The following is a 19090-nucleotide window of genomic DNA, read 5'->3' as shown; positions in this document are numbered from 1 at the left end:
TCATCTTCAACCCGTTCCCTTTCTTGAGCTTGTCGCGAATGTGGTTGGAATTGAGCAGGTGCAGCGACTGCCCCGCGGTCAAATCATTGTTGCGTTCGCTATGCATCCCTGTATCTCGCGGAGGTCGACCGAAGATCTCGAGAAAACTGCTCGTGATGCTTCCATCCGGAATCGCGATCGCCCGTTGCCGACGCGGCAGGAACGTGAACGGCTCGGGGATGATGCTCATGTACGTTTCAGTCGTTTGCGTGATCTGACAGATCGCGTCGATCAGAACTTCCGCGTCATGACGCCGTGGCACAAAAGAGCAAAGTACGCAGCGGCATGCGGATCGCCGGCTTGATCCACACATGACAACTGGTAGGTGCTCGAGTTCAGAATCAGACGCAACAACTGCTTCATGTCGTAGCCACTGCTAACCAATTCTTTCGCGAGAACACTGAGCAATTCGCGATTGGTCGCCGGATTATCTGCCCGAACATCATCGGGAGGATCAACGATCCCACGCCCGAACAACCAAAACCAAACACGGTTGACATAGGCTCGAGCAAACCACGGGTTGTCTTCCTGTATCAACCAGTCCGCGAACGCGAAGCGAGGGTCCACACCGCCGGGGATTTTTTCTACGCGTCCGTTAGGGAACACACCGACCACCGCCGCGTTCGCGTTGTCGCTTTGCCGACGATCGTAGTAGACGATTTCTTCTTTCCATTCGCCTGTCGGTTTGAAACCCACGTGTGTGAAAAACTGGCTCATGCCGGACAGTTTCTCGGCGGGCCACTTGTCCGCTCGTGTGGCCATGAACGTCAAAGCGACGGTCTTTGCGATCGCCTCGGGCTCCTTGCTCTGCATCGCCCGATAGAAATTAACCTGTGGAGTTCGGAAGTTGCTTCCCGATGCGGTCAACATCTCCTTCGCAAATTGATCGTATGGCAGGTTGTCACGAATCGCGGTTCGAATCCAACGGTGATAAGCCTGCGCGGCGTTGGGCCAAAGGTTGATCGGGAATTCCGCCTTCACCCTCAAGATGTCACACCATTTCATCGCCCAGTAGTCTGCGTACTCCTCCTTTTCGAGAAGCTTATCGATCAGTTTGCGACGTTTTCGCTCATCGGTGTCTCTCAAAAAAGCCTTCGCCTCATGAGCCCGGGGCAATGTCCCTGTCACATCGATATACACGCGTCGCAGAAAAACTTCGTCGGAACACAGACCGGCCGGTTCGATGCCTAGCTTGAACAGTTTCGCAAAGACGGCATCATCGACACTGTTGTGTCCATGCAGCGGCAACGCACTTTCGTAAACCGAAACGAGACGTTCCTGATGTGTTTCGTCCGCTTGCGGGGCGGTAAAACCGGTCGCGGTAACGGCGGGCATCGTGGCAGTCGAACCGGAATCAACGCCCGAAAGATCCACGACGGTCAAACCGCTCTCACGCACACCGCGAACACGAGGTGTCTCGCGCGGATTGGTCCTCGCTCGATCCTCGTTGGGTCTCGCCGATTCACGATCGATGGCTCGCGATTTCTTTACCGACCAAGATTGCCGAGGCGATCGCGACGCTTCGACCGCAACGTTTGCTTCGACACGCTGACTCGTTTCAACCCTGGCCTGCGCAATCGCCCAGACCACCGCCCCAGCCAACAACGGCGGAACAGTAAAAAACATCAACAGACGAACAATCATCTGATGTTGATGTTTGCGTTGGCGAACCCGTTGGGTTCGTGACGGGACCATGAGTTGGGTTCCTTAAGAATGAACCGTCAAAATTAAACTGTTGTGAACGCCACGCCCTCAATTTCAACGAGCAAGTCAGGACGACAGACATCGGCGTTCGCATAGATCGTGGGCAGGCTACCAAAACGGGCTTCACAAATATCGCGGCATTTTTCGTAGTCTTCGACGTGTTTGATATAAACACGCACCTTGGCTAAATCTTGTAACGTTGCTCCACATCCCTTGAACCCATGCGCGGCGAGGTTTTCTTCCGCGATCAATCGTTCCATGTTGTCGATCGTTTGATGAGTCTGCTTTTCAATGTCGCCGATATGAACCGTTTCGGAATCGAGGATGCTCGCCGTACCGGATATCCATATCGTGGCGTACTCATCAGTGATGACCGCCATCGCACGTGAAAACTTGGGACTCTTGATAGAGAACTTCTTTTCATAGTCGAACGCAGACGTTTGCCCTGGATTCTCCAATGCCACCCAACGGACATCATCACGCGGAGTCTGCAGCACCATTGCGCTGAGGACGAGCGAAGTTCCGTTGGTTCCGATCCCGGTACTCGCAGGGTAGACGATCGATTGTTGACTCGTTCGCATCGCACCACGTGCGCTTAACGAATCGAAATAGTCGGTGCGTGCTCGGTTGAGTTCCCGATACCGTTCGATCCCACCTTCTTCTTCGGTGATCCCTCCTTGGTACAACCAAACCCGCGGCACCTCTGACAATGTCGCGCCGACGCGGTCGAGGCGTTGATGCAGTTGAGCCAGACAGGATTCGGATTGCTCGTATGCCGCCGCTGCACTGATGGAAGGCGAAATCCCAGAGAGATAAACCCATTTCATCGACGCATAGTCGACCGACACCACATCGCGTTCGAGGTATGAAATCTCGACCTGATCTCCGCCGATCGCCCACGCCTCAATCGCCAACGCCTGCCCTCCACAGGGAGGCTGCACGATGTAATTCGAGGCAGGAGTCTCCTCGCCAAAATAGGCCTCAAACAGCCCACGAAACGCAGGAATGTCTTCGGCGGATCGCACAAAAACGGTTTGCTGGACCATTTTCATCGACACCGATTGTTGGCTCAAAATCACCCGAATCGTGGAGATCGCCTCCCAAGCCTGATCGATCGCTGCACCTTGGTTTTGAGGCGTGATCATGAGGGCGATCCGGTGCACGCCTCCGATGTCGACGATGCTGTGCTGTTGTTCGCTGAGCAAGCACGGCGGCATGCGATTGCTGTCATTGTCTGCGGCAGTGAGCCGAGACGCACAGGCCGCCTGATCGACGCAGCTCGCTGCCCCGTCGAGCATCGACTTGTCAGGAGCCATGCGGTAACAAACCGACGTCGAGTCTTCGAGATCGCGGTTGCTATCAACCCGCGTACCACCGGGCTCGCACGCATCCAGGACCGCACGTGGCATACTGTTATGTCGGTCACACTCTTTCATCATCATCGCTCCTGAACACTGTCCGCCGTCATATTTCGCCTAAGACGTTTCATGCGTTGATCGATGTCGTTTCAATCGCGTGTACCGCATCGCCGCGCTCGGCATCCTATGAGTCTAGTCCTGGCATCGTCTGCACAGCAAACGAAACAACCTCTGATTCGAGCGTTTTCGATGCGTCGAATCGTCACGCCCATCGCGATAGAATGAATATTGCGTCGTTTCGTCGCATTGGCGAAACGGCACATATTTAGTGCGATATCGCTCGCGAGTCGCTAGGATTCAGTTCAGCACTTTGGTACTCGACCTTCGAGTTCAACAACCAGCCAAACAGGAACCTGACCGATGCCTATCCCCACCCCTGATTCCATCCGCAACCTATGCCTATGTGGTCAAACCGGCTCCGGAAAGACCACGCTCGTCGAACGTCTCTTGTTCGAATCCGGCGAGATCAGCCGACAGGGCAACGTGCAAGACGGGAACACCGTCAGTGACTTTGCCGAAGAAGAACAACGTCACCGACACTCGTTGCAACCGAGCATCGTGCACTTCGACCACGAAGGACACCACGTCAACGTCATCGACACACCAGGCATGTCCGACTTCATTGGTCACGCAATCGCATGTTTCCCCGCGGTGGAATCGGTTGTCGTCATGGTGGACGCTTCCCGAGGTATCGAGAGCGAGACGCGTCGGTTGATGCGTGTTGCCGCCGAACGCAAACTGCCGCGAATGTTTCTGATTAACAAGATCGATACGCCCGAGGTGGACCTTGAGAAACTCGTTGACGATATCAAAACAACGTTCGGTGACATCTGCCTGCCGATCAACATGCCCACACCAGGCTGTGATGACGTGATCGATGTCTTCGAGACCGATGCCCACGACACGACCGCGTTTAGTTCCGCAGAAAAGGCACACACACAAATTGTGGAGCAGGTCGTTGAGGTCGACGATCAACTCACCGAAAATTATCTCGAAGCGGGTGCGGAGAAACTCGACGCGGAACAAATCCACGCCGCTTTTGAAAAGGCACTGCGAGAAGGCCACTTGGTACCAATCGTCTTTGCCTCGGCCACCAACGGTACCGGCATCAAACACTTACTCCACGTGACCGCGTCGCTGCTGCCGAGTCCGCTCGAGGGGAACCCACGTCCTTTTGTGCGTGGAGACGAACCGTTGCCCACCGAGTTCGATCCAGACAAGCCAACCATTGCACATATCTTTCGCGTCGCAACCGATCCCCACATCGGCAAACTCGGAATCTTTCGGGTCCACCAGGGATGCGTCCGCTCACGTAGCGAGTTGTACATCGACGATCTTCGCAAACCGTTGAGAATCGGACACGTCATGCGTCTTCAAGGAAAGGACCATAAGGAAACCGATGTGATCGGCCCGGGCGAGATCGGTGCCGTTTCCAAAATCGACGACGTTCATTTCGATGGCGTGCTGCACGATGAAGCGACCACCGAAAACCCGCCACACCTGGTACCGCTCGCACTACCAAAACCGATGTACGGACTGGCCATCGAACTCAAACGGCACGCTGACGAAACCAAATTCTCCGCGGCCGTGCAAAAACTCCAGTCCGAAGACCCGTGTTTTCGTGTGGAGCGCATCGCCGCCACCAATGAAACCGTGATGCGAGGTCTTGGTGACCTACACCTGCGTGTCATTCTCGAAAAACTTCAGTCGCAGTACGGCATTGAACTCGAAACGGCCCCTCCCAAGATCGCCTACAAAGAAACGATCACCGCCCCCGCGGAAGCACACTACCGCCATAAAAAGCAAACAGGCGGCTCGGGGCAATTCGGCGAAGTTTACCTCCGGATCGCACCGCTGCCACAGGACCATCCAACCGGATTCGAATTCGAAAACAAAACCGTCGGCGGATCGATCCCCAGGCAATTCATGCCCGCGATTGAAAAAGGAGTTCGGCAAGTCCTCGAGGAAGGGGCCATTGCGGGGTATCCCATGTCCGGCGTTCGTGTCGAAGTCTTCGACGGAAAACATCATGAAGTCGACAGCAAAGAAATCGCGTTCATTACCGCAGGCCGAAAAGCGTTCATCGAAGCAGTCAAAAAATCGCGCCCGGTACTGCTCGAACCGTTCGTCGATATCGAAGTTAGTATTCCCTCGCAATACATGGGTGACATCACCGGCGACCTCTCGGTCAAACGTGGACGTGTAAGCGACACGCAGATGTTGAGCGACACCTGCGTGATTCGAGCCACCGCTCCGCTGAGTGAATTGCAGAACTACGCCACCGATCTGAAGAGCATTACGGCCGGCTCGGGTGCATTCACGCTGAGTTATTCACACGACGAACAGGCACCACCGGCTGTCCAACAAGAGATCATCGCCTCTTATCAGCCCGAGGAAATGGCAGTTTGAGGATCGCTCTCGGGAAACCTCATGCCTCGCATGTAGATCCGACGCACAACCGCAGTGACCAGCGAGTACACGGAAAGAACGTTCCGATCTTTCGTCCGGCGTACTCGCAACGCCCCGCGTATTAGCTACGTCCGGTGTGTTCACAACCGGTGCAGAGCGTTGGCAACCGGTGCGAGGCTGGTCTTTTCTATGGGTCGCCTACAGGAACCTCCGCAGACTCTGCCTCGACACTCTCTTCGCGAGAACGACTGACCTCATTGCGAGAACGACTGACCTCTTCGCGAAAACGACTAACGTTGAACGGTCGGTTCACGATGTATGTCTCGTTCTTCTGCTCATCCTTGTCGATGGCAAGAACAATGACCAGATGAGATTGCCGCGAATTGCGGCGACGGTTATTGGCTTCCACACTCGGAACGATCCGCGCCCGGTACTCTTCAGGAAGGCTTTCCAACTGCTCCTCGCTGAAATTTGCGATCATCAACAAGTGACGATGCTTTTCGAGCATCTGCTTGACTCGCTTCATTTCAATCTGCGAGTCGAGTATGAAAAGCGTGTGCAGATAGCGAGCATGCAGGATCGCCTCGGCCAATTCATCGGTGACTTCAAATCCCGATATATCGAGGACTTCCAATCCACCATGACGCACAAATCGATTGAGCAGCCGATAGGGGATCGTTGTCCCTTTGACCGACAGTTCAGACAACTGGCTGAACGTGGTGATCTTTTCCCAAGCCAGATCACTCAATGCCACCCGGTCCAAACTAAGAGACCGAAGGCTCGTTAACGTTGCCAACCAATCCACCGTTTCCTCGGAGATGGCGGTATCGTCGAAGCACACACGGCGAAGACGTTTGAGATCCCGCCATGAACTCGTGACCTCGTCATCGACGAGGCTGCCGGGGACCTCCAGCGCCGTCAACGACTTTAACTTCCCGAGTTGACTGAGTGCATCGCGAGACAGAGACGCGTACGCCAGAATCAGTTGATCCAATTCGGAACACTTCAACAGCATCTCAACCACGCGGTCATCGAGATGACGGCCTCCCGCGGCAAACCGCAGCAGTCCGTCCACCCGTTCAAACGTTGCTTCCTCGGGCCACGGACACTCCACCGTCAATTCCATCAAGTTGGGCAATCTTGAAATGTGCAGGTCTTCCAAACCGTCCTGCACGACAAGGCTACCGGCATAGCGAGGTAGATTGTCCAGCTCGATTGACTTCAGATTTTGAAAGGGCAGCGTGACGACATTCTTAATCCTCACATGATTACTCAGGCGAAGCTCGTCCAGTCCCGACAGATCCGCAGTCAGGACGGAAAGTTTGGGTAGCGACAAAAACTGCCGCATCTGTTCAGAGCTGATCTCGCATTGATGCAGATTCAACTGTTCGAGTGACTGCAGTTTGGTGAGCGGGCCGAGTTGCTCCGTCGTTAGTCCCGCGTTGGTCAACGTCAAAACCTCGAGCGATTGCATTTGCGAAATCTTCTCGAGCTCATCCTCACCCAACAAAATCCGGTCCATCGTCAACGACGTCACCCCGGGCAGCTTGCTGATCTCGTCGACCCATTTGACCGCGTTCTCATAGTGAGGTGGCACGCTCTCTTGAAGGTACATCGGAGAGAACATTGATTGTCCAATCACGACGTCGCGAAGGCGATCGACTCCAGAGAGACGGAGGTGTTTCAAGTCGGTGACACTGCATTCAACCCGCGTCAACTTTGGCACCTCCGCCATATCGATCGTTTCCCACCGAGGCAGAAAGACGTTCGTTGCGTCGTGCGGGCTTCCAATCGGTAGATCGAGCGACTCGAACAGATTCTCCAACGAAGGAAGTCCCTTCGCATAAAGTGCGTATAGCTGAGGAGTAGGCAGAAACAACGAATGCAAACGGGGACAGGCCCGCAAGCGGAGCTCGATCACGTCATCCGATCTCCGTCGGGTGCGTTCCAAACTCAATTCTTCCAACGCCGTCCAGTTGGTTAGTTCCAATCGAGCCCTGTTCTCACCCCGAGGCATGGGCAGCCTCAGATAGCGAACGCTCGGCGCCCAACCGTTCTGCTTGAAGTCTTCGAAGTTGAGTGCTGAACGTGAAAAATCGACGCTCTCTAAATTTGAAAGCCGGTTCAGACTCTCCAAATCTTCGCGTTCGATGCGGCAACGTCGCAGGGTTAGATCACGCAGTTGATCGTGATCGGAAAGCAACGTGATTGCCTCGCGGCTCATCGAACATCCTTCCAGCACGATCTCGGTGAGTTCCCTCGCGCGGTGCAAGTTAGCAAAATCCTCGCCCTCCAACTTCGTCGAGATCACTCGCACGCCTCGGACTGTGGAAAGATTCAACAGTTCGCTCAACATCTCGGTCGTGGGCTGACGAACCTCGACGTCTTTGATGCGCAAGAAGGCTCGAAAGAAAGGTTTGGGGATACGGGACGCGAGCCACCGCGGTATTTCGGCGTTGAGCTCACAATGGCCGTATTCTGACGCCCGCATCGCGATGCGTTTGTGCTGCGCGGCGGTCAGCATCGAGAGAAGATACAGCCCAACGGGGATGAACAATGCCAACCCCGCCGTCGTTGCATCGAAACGCAGTCGCGCCTTCTTGGGATTCGACGACGCCGAAACCTGGTGGTAGCGTCGCCAGGTGTAAAAACAAGTCAGAGCGATTACCCCAAGACCGATCGCGATGTTCCCAACGAGGTTGCCCATCGACTCATACAACAACGTCGGCTCATCATCTGACGTTCGAGCCTGGATGCGAACGCGATAGTTCAGCGGCCATCCGGCGCGCTCCACCTCGTCGATCGCGCCGAGCATCCCCGTCAGTCCGCTGTCACTCAACCGGCCTTCGCGCACTGAGAGAACCTGCACGTGCTCGCACGGCAGGTTCAAAAACACCAAGACAATGGCCGCCAATCCCGAAAAGAGGATGCAGTTTACGATCAGTCGTCGACGCGTCAGTTGATCCATCACCACGTTTACCAAACACCTATGGTCTGCAGTTGTGACGCCGCCGTCCCTGCCCAGTCCCGGTTGGCAGCCGGCGATGCGGGACTCGGGTGCAGTATCCGAGCAATCGCCGGGGCCGTTTCACTCTCGTCCGCAACTCGCTTGAGACAATTCTCGGCGAAGGCACCGACGCCGATGAGATACTTCCACGGCAACAGTTCGATGACTTCCCGCAAATGTCGATCGCAGTGCTCCTGCAGTGCCGATCGTTCCTCGGCAGGCAGTTTATCGGGCGTTCGATTTCGTCCACTCGCTTCCATAAAAACCAACGGGCAGTAGTTCACGACAAAGTGTTTTCTAAAAAACGCTTTCGGCTTTTGATAACGTTCTTGCATCAAACCCCACAAACGTCGACCGCTGACTTCGCTACGTTGACAATTCAAGCCTTCGATGGGGCGTTTAGGGTGTTCCGCCTCGACGCTGCCGACCTCGCCCTCGATCCCCATCCAATCGCGCACCGCTGCGATTTCGCCAAACGGCACTCCCGTCTGAGCCATTCCCCACGGCCCCGGGTTCATCCCCAACAACAACACGTCCGCCTTGGCCGACAACTGTTCAATGTATTGCCGGTGCAAATCCCACGCGTAATCCAACGGGTTGTAGACGTGCGTGATCGGTTCATCGAACGTCAGTTGGTTGACCCCTTTTTGCAGCCGCTGCGCGGAATCGCAAAGCTGTTCGTGCAACTGGCGATCGCGTGCGGAGGTGGTTTGCCGGCTCATACTTGGTGTTCTTCCGATTGTTCATTCATTGGTGGCAATGGATCGGGGGTCACGTCGGCGGGTGAATCACTCGGAATGGGAGTGTGACTGACCGCCGTTTGTTGTTCGAGAATCATGATTTTTTGCCATATCTTACGCGACAACCCTGTACTGAGTTGTTCAACGTCGCTGACCGAGGCCACGGACTCGGTATCGTCAAAGTCACGGACATAGAGTGCCGCGATCTTTCCCGTTAACGACAACATTTCGCTGCAATAATCGAGATAGCGGTTCAATTCCAACGGTGTCATTTGTTGACGCGGTGAATTGGTGGTGCTTTCCCAGTTCTTCAGTATTCGCTCGGGATCTTTTGTTAACTGATGCATATCAATGATGTGGCATATCGACCGCAACTCGTGAATCGCGGTCAACGCACGGCGTCGCTTGATACGTGTTTCAAAAGAAACCAAAAAGTAAATCGCCGCCGCGAACAGCAACAACACGTTCGCGCCTGCTTCCGCGGTCGTGATCAAATCGGTGAGCTTTTGCACCTCGTCCTCAATATCGTGGCTCGCAGCCCAAAAGCCGACAAACCACAACAACAGAATCACCGATGCGATCGCCAGCGCATAACCGACGAATCGAATCGAAAAAATCGGTCGACCGATACGTGAAGATCGCTCAGACGCTTGGCGAGCGATGTTGAGCAATTCTCCGCATAGTTTTCCCAAACCGCTGCCGGGAAATCGTTCGATGATCCGTTGTTGCAATCGCGCGATGGTTTCGATGATACAATCATCACGTAAGACCAAACCGCATTGCCGCGGTTCGCCCTCACGCCGTTTAGTAAAAGATTGAAGGAGGTTTTGCATCTATCGCATTATCAATTCAAACGCCGAGATACTCATCAATCGCATCTAAGAAAATCTCAGGCTCCACGTTTCGGTCGAACAACGATTCAGTGAGTTCAGAAAGACAGGCGGCGTGCACGTCCGCTCCGCGGATACAGTCTACCGCTGATGTCTCGGCCGCATCCAACTTTAAGCGATCCCAGTAGATTAAATATTCGGGATCCCAATTTTCATTCAGATCGATCACGACACACTTCGACGGCATCTTCCAATCCGCCTGTGAGATATCTCCGGAGTCGGAAAACACAATCACATCGACTCCGTCTTCCTCGGAATCTTCCCGTCGAATTTGCGCCGGTTCGCGCACCACTTCGATACATTCCAAACTCAGTGCGTCCCAAAAATCATTCGGAGTGGCCCGAACCTGCTCGAGCAATGCCGCTTGGTGCTGCGACACGCACTCGGGGGTCGAATTCGCCTTGCCGCCGACCCACCACAAACGTCGGCACGGCAAATGGGACTTTTTAAATGCCTGAGCGGCCAGACGCGGCCAAACGACATGTTTCATCGAAAGACGAATCCACGGCGGTTGATCGTCACCGGCACGCTCATGAACCACCACATCGAAAGGGGCCGGGCCGGCGTGCGAGCGATGGGTAACGAGGCTAGCAGCCACACTTCCTTTTGGGGGGGCACTCGACGTTTTTTCAGCACACGGGGCCGTGTCTCCATCGGTTTCTCGCAGTCGCTCGACGCTGGTCCGGCACGTCGGCGCAACCCACGCGGCAACAAAATTCATTGCATCCATTCCTGCCAAAGCAGCGGCAACGCGGCCCGGCGAAAGGCTGACTGACATCACACGGCAATCGATCTGGGCTGCCGCAAAGCCGGTTTCCAGGGCGAATTGCGTTGGATTTCCGGCTATCGGATACCCGATGACCGCGATAATCGGTTCAGTCGTCCCGTCCATGCTCAGACTCGTCTCAGGTGTTGTGAATCTCGATTGTGATCAAGTTTGCGTGAAATCAGATTAGGAGGGATGCTAAACCTGCCGATCCCGCTGGAACACCCGATGGCCCGAGAAATCGGGATTGGGTTGATTTACGGAACGGCCATGGCGGCAACTCTCGCTGCACCGCGTCGGCTGACCTCCATGACGTGGTGCCTCATCGTGATCGCCGTTGGGTATTTTACCTTTTCGCAGAGCCTCGCGTGGGGCATGCCTGCGTTGGTCGCCCCCTCGACGCTGTGCTACACCTGGGTTCTCGCCGGGTTGGTGTTTCTTTGTCGGATCTACGAGAACATTCGTATCCGTGCAGCCGATTTTCACGGTCAATCGCGTCAGTTCTCGCTGTGGGATTTGTTCGTCTTGACCACCGCGGTGGCGTTCTTCGCGGCGGCACTCCGACAAACGCCCTTGGCGGAACGAACGACAATCTACTGGGCAGGCATGATCATCATCGGCGGGGTCCTGCCCTGGTGCGTCATTAACTTCAGAATCGACGCCGCACGATCCATCGCAGGTTGTTTGATTTCGCTCGCCGCAGCGACCGCATTGGTGTGCAGCCTGTCATGGGCAGAAAGTTCGCTGGCCCAACCCAATCGGATCCCAATGCAGGAAGCGGTGTGGAGGTACGGCGCGATGATCGCCGCTATCATGCTGCCTCGCTTATTGCACCAACTCACCCGTATTCCGTTCTCATGGTCACACCGACACGTTCCCAATGCCGCGAGATGAATCGCGAGGAACTGAGCCGATTGCAGCTAGCCAAACTCAATCGGCTGCTGCTCTCGTTGATGAACCATCCGCTGTATCAAAAATCACTCGCCGCCTGCGAACTGCCGCTGCAAAGCCTCGATGAACTCTCCAAGTTTCCTCTGCTTGGAAAATCCGACTTGCTCGGCGAGCAGCCCGGTGCTCCCGCCCGCCTCTTTCATCTGGACAAAGACCACTACTGTCGGTTTCACCAAACCAGCGGCTCACGCGGTTGGCCCATGCCGGTTCTCGATACCGCGGAGGATTGGTCGTGGTGGTTGCAGTGCTGGCAATACGTGCTCGACGCCGCTGACGTGTCCAGCAACGACATCGCGATGATGGCGTTTTCGTTGGCCCCTTTATAGGATTCTGGTCCGCCAACGACGCTTTGGTCGAACGCGGGGCACTGGTCGTTCCCGGGGGAGGTTTGTCGAGCCTGGCACGATTGAAACTGATCCAGCAACAACGATGCACCGTGCTGTGTTGCACCCCAACATACGCGCTGCATCTCGCCAGCGTCGCAGCCGAACATGACGTGGACCTCAGCCACAACGATGTCTCACGAATCATCGTCGCCGGGGAACCAGGCGGCAGCGTCCCGTCGGTCCGCGCGGCGATCGAATCACAGTGGCACGCCCGCGTGGTCGATCACTCCGGCGCGAGCGAACTGGGTGCATGGGGATTTGCCAGCGAAGACGACACGGGTTTGCACCTGATCGAATCTGAATTCATCGCCGAGTACCTCGTCTTCGACCCCGACACCGGCGATTCGAGGCCAGCCAACGAAGACGAGCCGAGCGAACTGGTGGTGACGAACCTCGGACGTTTCGGCGGTCCCGCGATTCGCTACCGGACGGGCGATATCGTTCGTCCCAATTGGAACCACGACCTGCCATGCCGGTTCGTGCATTTTCCCGGTGGAGTGATCGGTCGCACCGACGACATGCTGGTGATTCGAGGCGTGAACGTCTTTCCGAGCAGCATCGAAGCGATCGTGCGAGAAGTTGCCCCCGCCTCCGAATTTCGCATGATCGCGACGCGTCACGACGAGATGGACCAAATCCAAATCGAAATCGAGGCGGCACCTCCGGGTGCGGAGAACGGCCACGCGACTGACCTCAGCGCAACGGATAGATGCGGGAACAACATCTGCGATGTCCTCGGCGAACGAATGCGTGAACGTTTGGCGTTGCGGGTCCCGGTGAGTCTCGTCGAACACGGCAGTCTGCCACGCAGCGAAGGCAAATCCCGCCGGTGGGTCGATCAACGCGGCTAGTTGTTTATGTCAGCGTCTTTTCCGTGTAACAGGCTGTTGATTTACTAGCCCGCTGCGCCAGCGAGGGATCACACACTATCACTCGCTTGCCGGTTTGTCGATTTAATCAAGAGCCAACCCGTTTTCGTTTAACCGGTAGCCGTAGGCGACGGGGCAGTGGCAAGTAGGTCGCCTTTGGCTGCCCGTTAAACGCAATACCGTTCAATTTTCGTTTAACCCGTGCCCGAAGGGTAGGTTGTGTTCCGTCAAGCGTCGCCTACGGCTACCGGTTAAACGAAAACGCCACAACCCGGTGCTTCATTGAACGGTATTGCCGTTAAACGAATACGTTACGCGTCGGGCGAATCCCCTCTCGTTAACCTCTAGGTTTCCAATGAAACCAACAAACCGGTACCAAGATTCGCCTGAATGCAGGCCACCGAAATCTGGCGGCATCGGCACCTTCGTTTTCAACAACGCTTTAAAAACTTTCCTGATCGCTTGGGAATCCGCCATCGCGGACTTGTTGGCAATAACCGGTGGCGGCTTCCTTCAACGCTGTTCCGAGATCGGCAAACTGACGCGTGAACTTGGGCGTGTAACCTGACGTCAACCCAACGATATCATGGGTCACCAGAACTTGCCCTGACACGTCGCGTCCGGCACCGATGCCGATCGTCGGAACCTTCACCGCAGCGGTGATCGCCGCCGCAACCTCGGTCGGAACGCACTCGATCAGGACCGCGAACGCTCCCGCCGATTCAGCCGCCTTCGCGTCAGCGACGAGTTTCTCGGTATCCCGTTGCAGACGGTAGCCACCGTCGACATGAATGTTCTGCGGACGCAACCCCACATGAGCCATCACCGGAATACCGGCGGTCACGATCGCCTCGATTCGCCCGGCCTGTTCAGCACCGCCCTCGAGTTTGACCGCGTGACAATGTGTTTCCTTCAACACACGGGCACTCGCTTCGATGCTGCGAGTGATTTCGATCTGACCTTCGGGGAACGGCAGATCGACGACAACCATCGCACGCTTGGCAGCCCGGCCGACCATCTCGGCGTGATAGATCATCTGATCCATCGTGACCGGCAGAGTCGTGTCATGCCCCTGGACCACCATGGCCAACGAATCGCCGACCAACAACATGTCGACCCCCGCCTCATCGAGCAGTTTGGCGGTGGGGTAGTCGTACGCGGTCAACATCGTGATCGCTTCGTCACGGTCCCGCATCGTTTGCAGAGTCCGTGTGGTGACACGTTTAGGTGGGTTCTGTTCAGTCGCCATGATGATCTTCGATCGAAGGGGTGAGAGACCCGATCAGTGTCATCGGTAAGAGGCGTTTTTCAAACCCCACTGGCACATTACCGAAAAACCATCCACCGCGAGACGTCTGTCCCTGTCACGCTACCCAGGACCGGGGCAAACGCCATCGGTGGATGGCTTCGTTGTACGATTCGAAATCGTGATTAGGCTTCGACGAGTTCGTCGGCTTCCTCATCGCTCATCGCGGCTTCCTCTTCGACGACGTCTTCGTCGAGTCCGAGCTGCGAGAATTGCTCGTCGGTCAGTTGAACGTAGCCGAGCGAACGGACCACTTCGAGCACTTCGCTGCAGGTCGGGAACATCCGACCGGAGCTTTGTTTGTACTCATCCATCGCCTTCATGAACTCGACTTCTTGATCGGAATAGTCGCGTTCGCAGGTGGTGGGATCAATGTGACGTCGGCGTTGTTGCTTGCGACGCGATCCCGATTCCGCTGCCGAAGTCTCGGCCGTCGTCTCATCACGACGTTCTTTTCGTCGACGATCGATCGTGACTGCTGCGCTGCCTGCGGAGATCGAACTGTTGTTGACGGCGGCGGTGGAAACTGACATTTCGGGTCCTCGTGCGATGGATGGTACAAAGAAGTCTGATGAAACGGATCGAAACTTCTGGGTCATCAATAGGTAGCACGAAGGCAGTGCGCGTGACGCTTTATGGGTAAACTTTACCGGTAACAGAAGCAAACCGGCCCTGCGACCTTGCAGCTTGTAACGATTGTGATGATTCCAGCCACCCTGATTCGCCAATTCGGCGCGTTGCAGCTTAAGTCGACGCACCTCAGGGCGACCTTCGAATCGCTTGCGTGGCGTCAACCGATGACCGTGCTGGCCGCGTTCGCTTGGGCCGGCATCGCCATCGATCGCTTTGCCTCGATCACACTGGCGGCCTGGACCGCGCTGCTACTGCTCTGTGTGGTCGCCATGACCGGCGCCGCCTGGCTGCCGCGGGGACGCGCGAAGGGGATCGCGATTGTTTGTCTTTGCTTGGTCGTGATGAGCTCGTTCGCACTTCGGCACGCAATGTCGATCGCGAGCTACCGCTCAGCCACCGTGCTGAACGTCCTGACCGAGCAACCGCAACCGATGATCATGGTCGGGATCGTCGACCGGCCGGCTCGCCTTCAAAAAGATGCGATCACGGATGGCAGCAACCTCGGTGCGGCCGCCGGCATGGGTCGATCCGGCTACCAAACCATCCTGCAAGTCTCGATCGAAACGATTCGTATTCGGTTCGACCAAGTTCCGTTCACGGGCAGAGCGATGGTACGAGTCGATGGCGATTGCTCAGATTTGCTGCCCGGTGACCGAGTGAAAGTGTTTGGACAAATCGCACTCTTTCGATCTCCCACCAACCCCGGCGAGCGCGACATCCGGGAGTGGGCCAGACGCAGCAAACTGCACTGCGTGTTTGATGTCGATCGTCCTGATGACGTACTCACCGCGAGCGACGATGACGCGGAATCTCCGCCACCGGCAGACTCGATCGGCGTTTGGATGTCGGGGCAACGCGTGGTAGCGCAACTCGCCGCGTCGGCCCGCGATTCGATTTTGCAACAAATCGCGCCCGACCAGCGAGGACTCGCACTCGCACTGTTACTCGGACAACGCGACCTGCTCGACCGGTCCATGTCGGAATCTCTCTTGGTTACCGGCACGGCGCATTTGCTCTCCGTCAGTGGTCTTCACCTAGGGATTTTGCTAGTTTTGGCGAGAATCACGGGCGGTTTGCTGCGTCTGCCGCTTCGTGGGCAGTTGCTGTTCCTCGGCGCGGTGACGGTGTTTTACGTTGCCATCACCGGCGGACGACCGCCCGTATTGCGAGCGGCGATCTTGCTAGCCACGCTCGTGCTTTCGACCGCGATGGCGAGGCCGAACCATTCCATCAACTCACTCTCGCTCGCGGGAATCTTGTTGGCGTGGTGGATGCCGTCGGCGATCTTTGGCGTCGGAATGCAGTTGTCTTTTCTCGCCGTTGCCACGCTCCTTTCATGCGGCAGGCCTCGCGGACGTGGTCTCACTGCGGCGAGCCAATCCGTCGCGGTCGAGGACAACTTTGACGAACTCGCGAGAAAGTCCTACGGTCGATGGCGACGGTACGCCACGGTGGCGACTCAATCGATTGCGACGGCTCTTTGGTACAGCGGTTGTGTCTCCGTGATCACCCTGCCGATTGTTTGGCAACAATTCCATGTTGTGTCTCCCGTCAGCGTGTTCGTCAACGTGGTGCTTTCGCCGATGATGGCCTTTGCGTTGTCGGCGGGAGTGGCAACGGTGATCGCCGGGTGGACGTTCACACCGATCGCGATCATTCCCGGATGGATCTGTTCGAAGATTCTCGTCGCGATGCAATCCGTTATCGAAGTAGCAACCTCGATGCCGGCGGGCCATGTGTGGCTGCCGAGCCCTTCATGGGGACTCGTCTGTGCGTACTATCTCGTCCTGCTCGCAATCATCGTGTGTTATCCGATCGGACGGCGGACATACCTCATCTCCGCATGGTCATTGGTTTGGTTCATTGCAGCGTGGTGGACGGCAACCACACCGAGCCCACTTCCCGCCGGCACTTACGAAGCGACCTTCGTCGATGTGGGACATGGCACCGCCACGGTGCTGCGTCCGAACCGAAACGACGTTTGGCTGTACGACTGCGGTTGGATGGGAAATCTCAACCGCAGCAGCCGAAAGATTGACGATGTCCTTTGGTCGACGGGTGTCACCAAGATCGCTGGCGTTGTGATCTCGCACGCCGACGCGGATCACTTCAACGCACTCCCGGGACTGGCCCGTCGGTTTCAGATCGGATGTATCGTCATACCTCCCGAAATGCTCGACGGAGAAGGCGCAACACTCGCTCACGTTCGGGAAGTCATTCGTGAGCACGACATTCCGATCTACGAAATCAACCGTGATCTTTCACTCGATAACATCGAAGGACTCGGCGGTGGGCATGGTTGGTTTGCAGACGTCGAAGTTTTGCACCCTCCGCGACAAAGGTTGGATGCCAACGACAATGCCAACTCTTTGGTGCTGCGGATCGATTGTGGAAAGCGGTGCTTGTTGCTTCCTGGGGATCTCGAACCGCCTGGAACCGCAGTGCTGACATCGACCCCCAGGCCTCCACCGGGAGGCGTGATGATGGCACCTCACCACGGCAGTCTTCACATGGACGCCGACGCGGTTTTGCAGTGGGCGCGTCCTCGAGAGACCGTGGTCAGCGGAGGCAAACGTGCAGCCAAAGTCGCCGTAACCGAGATGCTCTCGGCGGCAGGCGGTGGCGTCCATGTTACATCGAAAGAAGGAGCGGTCCGGGTGCGAATTTCCGCAAACGGCGATCTGGAAATCAGGGCCTGGGCCGGCTCCCCGTGGTAACAGGCACTCGGCCGGAAAACGGCCTCCTTGGCGATAGTTGGCGTCAAAATGCCTGGTGAAATCGCCCGACGAGCGACACGGGACGTGGTGAGTATTGATATATTCAGATCGGCATGACACCGTTCGTCAGCCCCACTGCCCCCAAACTTTGAGACCTTCGATGAACTCGACGACGCTACGTTACCGCTGCTTTCTCATCGCGTTTTGCGTTCTGGTTCAGCAATCCGTCACCTCAACCGCTCGATCCGAGGAAGTCACCGAACCGCCGAAGATCTCAGTCGAACTCGTCGAACCGGGCAGCGAACCTCGAAGGGTAGTCCGCTTCACACCTGAAGTCGGCGCGAAGCAAGCCGCAGAAATGATCATCGACATGCAGCAGAAAGTTTCGCTGGGCGGCACCGCGATGCCCTCGCAGACGATCCCGCCTCAGAAAATGACTATCGAAACCGAAGTGACCGACGTTTCTGCCAACGGCGATATCTCATTCCAGTTCGAATACACCGACATGAAGGTTGTCGATGATCCGAACAATCCTTCGCCAATCGCGGCAACCATGGAACAGATGCTTGCCCCCATGATCGGAGCCACCGGCCAAGGAGTGGTCAGCAACCGGGGACTCACCCGAGAAGGCAATCTGAACATCCCTGAAGGACTCGCCCCTCAACTCAAAAAGATGCTCGAAGGCATGAAAGACGCGATGAACCGTTTGAGTTCACCGGTCCCGGAAGAAGCCATCGGCAAAGGGGCGCAGTGGAAAGTCGTGCAACGTCTCGTCGCCAACGGCATGACACTCACACAGACATCCACGCACACCATCACGGACATGACCGAAGACGGGTTTGAAATGTCAATCGCACTCGACCAAGGCGCCGATGCGCAACAAATCGAAAATCCGATGCTTCCTGCAGGAACCAAACTCAATCTCGATTCACTCAACTCCACCGGCTCGGGAACAACCACCGTTGTGGCGGGTTCGATTTTCCCAACCAACTCGAAAGTGTCCGTGAACACGGTCGCCAATATGTCAATCAATGTTGCCGGTCAAGATCAAAAGATGAAGACAGAAATGACAATGAAGATGAGCCTTCGAGAACTCGTCGAGTAGAATGTGGCGAGCGTTCACGAAGGGTCCATGAATCGACTGCGTTGATCCCCGCGACAGCGGCGAGACCGTTTCCTTTTGGTAACGCTAACGGGTGCTATCCAGCCTCACCGTCCCGCCATACTGCCTACCAACGATCGACGAGCCGAAATT

The 19090-nt window shown here is 56.2% G+C and carries 14 protein-coding genes and 1 pseudogene; 6 read left to right on the top strand and 9 right to left on the bottom strand.

The genetic code is table 11. The annotated features are described in order from the left end of the window. From RSSM_RS31480 to RSSM_RS06175, 3 genes and pseudogenes are all read right to left on the bottom strand, one after another. A pseudogene (locus RSSM_RS31480) lies at positions 1 to 229 on the bottom strand (hypothetical protein); the annotation flags it as partial. A gap of 41 nt (positions 230 to 270) precedes the next feature. Then, positions 271 to 1734 (bottom strand): DUF1549 domain-containing protein, encoded by a 1464-nt coding sequence (locus RSSM_RS06180; RefSeq protein ID WP_008675720.1) that lies wholly within the window; start codon positions 1732 to 1734, stop codon positions 271 to 273. 32 nt (positions 1735 to 1766) lie between these two features. Then, positions 1767 to 3152, bottom strand: coding sequence for a Rid family hydrolase (locus tag RSSM_RS06175; protein ID WP_008675719.1), 1386 nt, complete (start codon positions 3150 to 3152; stop codon positions 1767 to 1769). 369 nt (positions 3153 to 3521) lie between these two features. Between RSSM_RS06175 and fusA the strand changes: the two genes are divergently transcribed. After that, positions 3522 to 5570 carry an elongation factor G gene (gene fusA, locus RSSM_RS06165; protein WP_008675717.1) on the top strand — a complete coding sequence of 683 codons (2049 nt, stop codon included), beginning with the start codon at positions 3522 to 3524 and terminating at the stop codon, positions 5568 to 5570. A 187-nt stretch (positions 5571 to 5757) separates the two neighbouring features. Here the strand turns inward: fusA and RSSM_RS06160 are convergent, their stop codons facing one another. The 4 genes from RSSM_RS06160 to RSSM_RS06145 are packed head-to-tail and all read right to left on the bottom strand — an operon-like array spanning position 5758 to position 11099. Further along, positions 5758 to 8538 carry a protein kinase gene (locus tag RSSM_RS06160; RefSeq protein ID WP_201767184.1) on the bottom strand — a complete coding sequence of 927 codons (2781 nt, stop codon included), beginning with the start codon at positions 8536 to 8538 and terminating at the stop codon, positions 5758 to 5760. Between the two features lie 8 nt (positions 8539 to 8546). Then, positions 8547 to 9299 (bottom strand): uracil-DNA glycosylase family protein, encoded by a 753-nt coding sequence (locus RSSM_RS06155; protein WP_008675714.1) that lies wholly within the window; start codon positions 9297 to 9299, stop codon positions 8547 to 8549. After that, positions 9296 to 10150 carry a hypothetical protein gene (locus RSSM_RS06150; protein WP_008675713.1) on the bottom strand — a complete coding sequence of 285 codons (855 nt, stop codon included), beginning with the start codon at positions 10148 to 10150 and terminating at the stop codon, positions 9296 to 9298. Before RSSM_RS06150 ends, RSSM_RS06155 begins: the two co-directional genes overlap by 4 nt. Positions 10151 to 10166: 16 nt before the next feature. Continuing rightward, the gene (locus RSSM_RS06145) at positions 10167 to 11099 is read right to left on the bottom strand and encodes a hypothetical protein (RefSeq protein WP_008675712.1); all 933 of its coding nucleotides are present in this window, start codon (positions 11097 to 11099) and stop codon (positions 10167 to 10169) included. Between the two features lie 69 nt (positions 11100 to 11168). On the opposite strand from RSSM_RS06145, the gene RSSM_RS06140 reads away from it, so the two are divergent. The 3 genes from RSSM_RS06140 (at position 11169) to RSSM_RS34555 (ending at position 13161) form a co-directional block, all read left to right on the top strand. After that, on the top strand, positions 11169 to 11867 hold the full coding sequence (locus RSSM_RS06140) for a hypothetical protein (protein ID WP_008675711.1): 699 nt from the start codon (positions 11169 to 11171) through the stop codon (positions 11865 to 11867). Beyond that, positions 11864 to 12250: an acyl-CoA synthetase family protein gene (locus RSSM_RS34560; protein WP_008675710.1), complete on the top strand. Its 387-nt coding sequence runs from the start codon at positions 11864 to 11866 to the stop codon at positions 12248 to 12250. The genes RSSM_RS06140 and RSSM_RS34560 overlap by 4 nt, the downstream gene beginning before the upstream one ends. An 80-nt stretch (positions 12251 to 12330) precedes the next feature. Continuing rightward, positions 12331 to 13161 (top strand): phenylacetate--CoA ligase family protein, encoded by an 831-nt coding sequence (locus tag RSSM_RS34555; protein ID WP_236620981.1) that lies wholly within the window; start codon positions 12331 to 12333, stop codon positions 13159 to 13161. Positions 13162 to 13621: 460 nt separating this feature from the next. Here RSSM_RS34555 and panB read toward each other — a convergent pair whose 3' ends face one another. Both panB and RSSM_RS06125 read right to left on the bottom strand, forming a co-directional pair. Next, positions 13622 to 14428 carry a 3-methyl-2-oxobutanoate hydroxymethyltransferase gene (gene panB / locus RSSM_RS06130; protein WP_008675708.1) on the bottom strand — a complete coding sequence of 269 codons (807 nt, stop codon included), beginning with the start codon at positions 14426 to 14428 and terminating at the stop codon, positions 13622 to 13624. A 182-nt stretch (positions 14429 to 14610) separates the two neighbouring features. Further along, complete coding sequence (locus RSSM_RS06125; RefSeq protein ID WP_008675705.1) at positions 14611 to 15018, bottom strand: hypothetical protein; 408 nt, start codon at positions 15016 to 15018, stop codon at positions 14611 to 14613. Positions 15019 to 15186: 168 nt separating this feature from the next. Between RSSM_RS06125 and RSSM_RS06120 the strand changes: the two genes are divergently transcribed. Next, a complete protein-coding gene (locus RSSM_RS06120; protein ID WP_008675702.1) occupies positions 15187 to 17835 on the top strand; it encodes a ComEC/Rec2 family competence protein in 2649 nt (882 codons plus the stop codon). A 160-nt stretch (positions 17836 to 17995) separates the two neighbouring features. Then, the gene (locus RSSM_RS06115; RefSeq protein ID WP_008675700.1) at positions 17996 to 18940 is read left to right on the top strand and encodes a hypothetical protein; all 945 of its coding nucleotides are present in this window, start codon (positions 17996 to 17998) and stop codon (positions 18938 to 18940) included. Positions 18941 to 19090: the final 150 nt, after the last annotated feature.

Source organism: Aporhodopirellula sallentina SM41 (assembly GCF_000346505.1).
Taxonomy (GTDB): Bacteria; Planctomycetota; Planctomycetia; order Pirellulales; family Pirellulaceae; genus Rhodopirellula; species Rhodopirellula sallentina.
This window is presented reverse-complemented; position numbering and strand designations above follow the sequence as displayed.